Raw genomic sequence first — 3,081 nt, 5'->3', positions numbered from 1 at the left:
ATCGGTGCCCCATTGTCTGAGTGTAGCACCACCCCAGTGTGCAATGCATTCTCACTGATTAAAGTACGCTCAAGCAGCTGAGCTGCCAGTACACCTGACTCGTGGTCATAAACGGTAATCCCCCCAATAAATAAGAACACTTACAAATAGAGATTAACTGCTAAAATACACCAGCAGGAGAATCCTATGAAAAAGACACGCTTTAGCGACAACCAAATCGTCAACATCCTAAAACAAGCCGAACAAGGCGTCCCTATCACCGAGCTATGCCGTGAGCATAACATCAGCCAAAGCACCTTTTATAACTGGCGCTCAAAGTATGGCGGCATGGATGCCTCTTTGATTGCGCGCTTAAAAGAACTTGAAGTTGAGAATGCCCGCCTTAAAAAGATGTACGCTGATGAATGTCTTAAGTCCGACATCCTACAGGATGCCATGTCAAAAAAGTGGTAGCGCCCCTCAGGCGCAAAGAGATGGCTTGTCACTATATTAAAGAGCATGGCATCAGTATTCGCAGGGCTTGCTCGATCTTTAATATCAGCGTCACCTGTTATTATCACAAGTCGGTGGTAACAGATGAGAACCAGCAAATAGCGGACTTACTTATCAAACTGACTGATGAGAACAAGAACTGGGGCTTTGGCTTGTGCTTTTTAACCTTGCGTAATGTGCTAGGACTGCCGTACAACCATAAGCGGGTATATCGCATCTACTGCGAGCTTGAACTCAACCTTAGAATCAAGCCTAAGCGTCGCATTAAACGTGCTAAACCAATACCATTAGCAGTACCTGATAGGATTAACCAAAGCTGGAGCATGGACTTTATGCACGACGGCTTAACTGATGGCCGCGGCTTTAGACTGTTCAATGTCATTGATGATTACAACCGTGAGGCACTCACCGTTGAAGTCAACTTCTCGCTACCGGCCGGGAGGGTCATACGCAGTCTTAATCAGCTTATTGAGTACCGAGGCAAACCTGTGCAGATAAGATGCGATAACGGCCCTGAATACATCAGCAATGCGCTCAAAGACTGGGCTGAGCAGCAAGGCATCATCTTAAGCTATATTGAACCTGGCAATCCACAGCAAAATGCGTATGTAGAGCGCTTTAACAGAACCATGAGATATGATTGGTTAAATCAGGAGCTGTTTGATAATCTAGAGCAGGTACGCGCACAAGCAGAAAACTGGTTATACCATTATAATCATAAGCGCCCAAACATGGGCAATGGCGGTTTTACACCGATACAGAAACTCAATCAGGCAGCTTAATTCTATTTATTAGGTGTCTTAAGTTTGGGAGGGTTACCGTATTTCCCTAATAACAAAGTAAATTCCTGTACTTATAATTCTAAGTATTAAACTTTTCTAAGTGTTTTAAAAATAACTTCATATTTTTTATTATGAACATGTTGGTGCTGGCAAGCAAGAATATGTATATCTAATACGTCACCTGTTGCCGTACGTACTCAACTTAACCTAAATGCTTTTTACTCACCTAGAGGGCATTTTTTGCTTCACAAATCTTGTCAGCATATAAACCAATATCTGCCTCGCGCTTTGCTTATTTTATCGCAACCATTTGCTATACTAGCCCAACTTTATCGATTAAATAACCACTTATAAAACCCTCCAAAACAGCATGGTAACCTTATGAAATTCTCAAAGTTCGGTCAAAAATTTACTCAGCCAACTGGTATCTCACAACTCATGGATGATTTGGGCGACGCGCTAAAAAGCGATCAGCCTATCAACATGCTGGGTGGCGGCAACCCTGCCAAAATTGATGCGGTTAATGAGCTGTTTTTAGAGACTTATAAGGCGCTCGGTAATGATAACGATGCTGATGAGGCCAATAGTAGCGCGATTATCAGCATGGCAAATTACTCCAATCCACAAGGTGACGCAGCCTTTATCCATGCACTAGTCGGCTTCTTTAATCGTCATTATGATTGGAATTTGAGCGCAGAAAATATCGCTTTAACCAATGGCTCACAGAATGCTTTTTTCTACTTGTTTAATTTATTTGGTGGCGCATTTAATAATGGCGAAAATCAATCGGTAGATAAATCTATTTTACTGCCATTAACCCCTGAATACATTGGCTATAGCGATGTGCATGTCGAAGGTCAGCATTTCGCCGCGGTATTACCGCATATCGATGAAGTGACGCATGATGGCGAGGAAGGTTTCTTTAAATATCGGGTAGATTTTGACGCGTTAGAAAACTTGTCAGCATTGAAGGAAGGTCGTATTGGTGCGATTTGTTGTTCGCGTCCGACCAATCCAACGGGCAATGTGTTGACCGATGAGGAAATGGCGCATTTATCCGAGCTTGCCAAACGTTATGAGATACCGCTGATTATCGATAACGCCTACGGTATGCCCTTCCCGAATATCATCTACTCTAACGCGCATTTGAACTGGGATAATAATACGATTTTGTGCTTTAGCCTGTCTAAAATTGGCTTGCCCGGTATGCGTACCGGCATTATCGTTGCCGATACGAAAGTCATCGAAGCGGTCAGCGCTATGAATGCAGTGGTCAATCTGGCACCGACACGTTTTGGGGCAGCGATTGCGACACCATTAGTGAACGATGACCGTATCAAGCAGTTGGCGGATAATGAGATTAAACCCTTTTATCAACAGCAAGCGACATTGGCGGTCAAGCTGTTAAAAGAAGCGCTGGGTGATTATCCGCTAATGATTCATAAGCCGGAGGGCGCGATATTTTTATGGTTATGGTTTAAAGACTTGCCGATTAGCACCACTGAGCTGTATGAGATTCTCAAAGACAAAGGCACGATTATCGTACCGAGTGAGTATTTCTTCCCGGGTGTTGATGTGAGTAATTATGAACATGCCCATGAATGTATTCGCATGAGTATCGCGGCTGATGAGCAAACGCTGGTTGATGGTATTAAAGTCATTGGTGAAGTCGTGCGTGAGCTTTATGATAAGGCTAATAGTCAGAAAGACTAAATCTTTTATTATAAAAATATTGAATCATAAAAAAAACTGACTTATAAATAGTCCGTTTTTTGGTGGTGTATCAGAAAGTATGCTGAGGAAATAA

The 3,081-nt window shown here is 42.8% G+C and carries 2 protein-coding genes; both read left to right on the top strand.

All coding sequences use genetic code 11. The annotated features are described in order from the left end of the window. Window positions 1–186: 186 nt before the first annotated feature. A protein-coding gene (locus tag IQ457_RS13435; protein WP_200663881.1) for an IS3 family transposase occupies window positions 187–1,274 on the top strand; the annotation gives its coding sequence in 2 pieces (ribosomal slippage) (window positions 187–439 and window positions 439–1,274; 1,089 coding nt in all). Window positions 1,275–1,655: 381 nt separating this feature from the next. Next, complete coding sequence (locus IQ457_RS13430; protein WP_200663880.1) at window positions 1,656–2,987, top strand: valine--pyruvate transaminase; 1,332 nt, start codon at window positions 1,656–1,658, stop codon at window positions 2,985–2,987. The last annotated feature ends 94 nt before the right edge of the window (window positions 2,988–3,081 follow it).

The organism is Psychrobacter sp. M9-54-1 (assembly GCF_016613355.1).
Lineage (GTDB): Bacteria > Pseudomonadota > Gammaproteobacteria > Pseudomonadales > Moraxellaceae > Psychrobacter > Psychrobacter faecalis.
Note: the sequence above shows the minus strand (reverse complement) of the source record. Positions and strands in the feature narration are given on the sequence as shown.

What these genes read in the sequence shown, in the direction of transcription:
- IQ457_RS13430 (WP_200663880.1), top strand. Translation starts at nt 1,656, where the DNA reads ATGAAATTCTCAAAGTTCGGTCAAAAATTTACTCAGCCAACTGGTATC.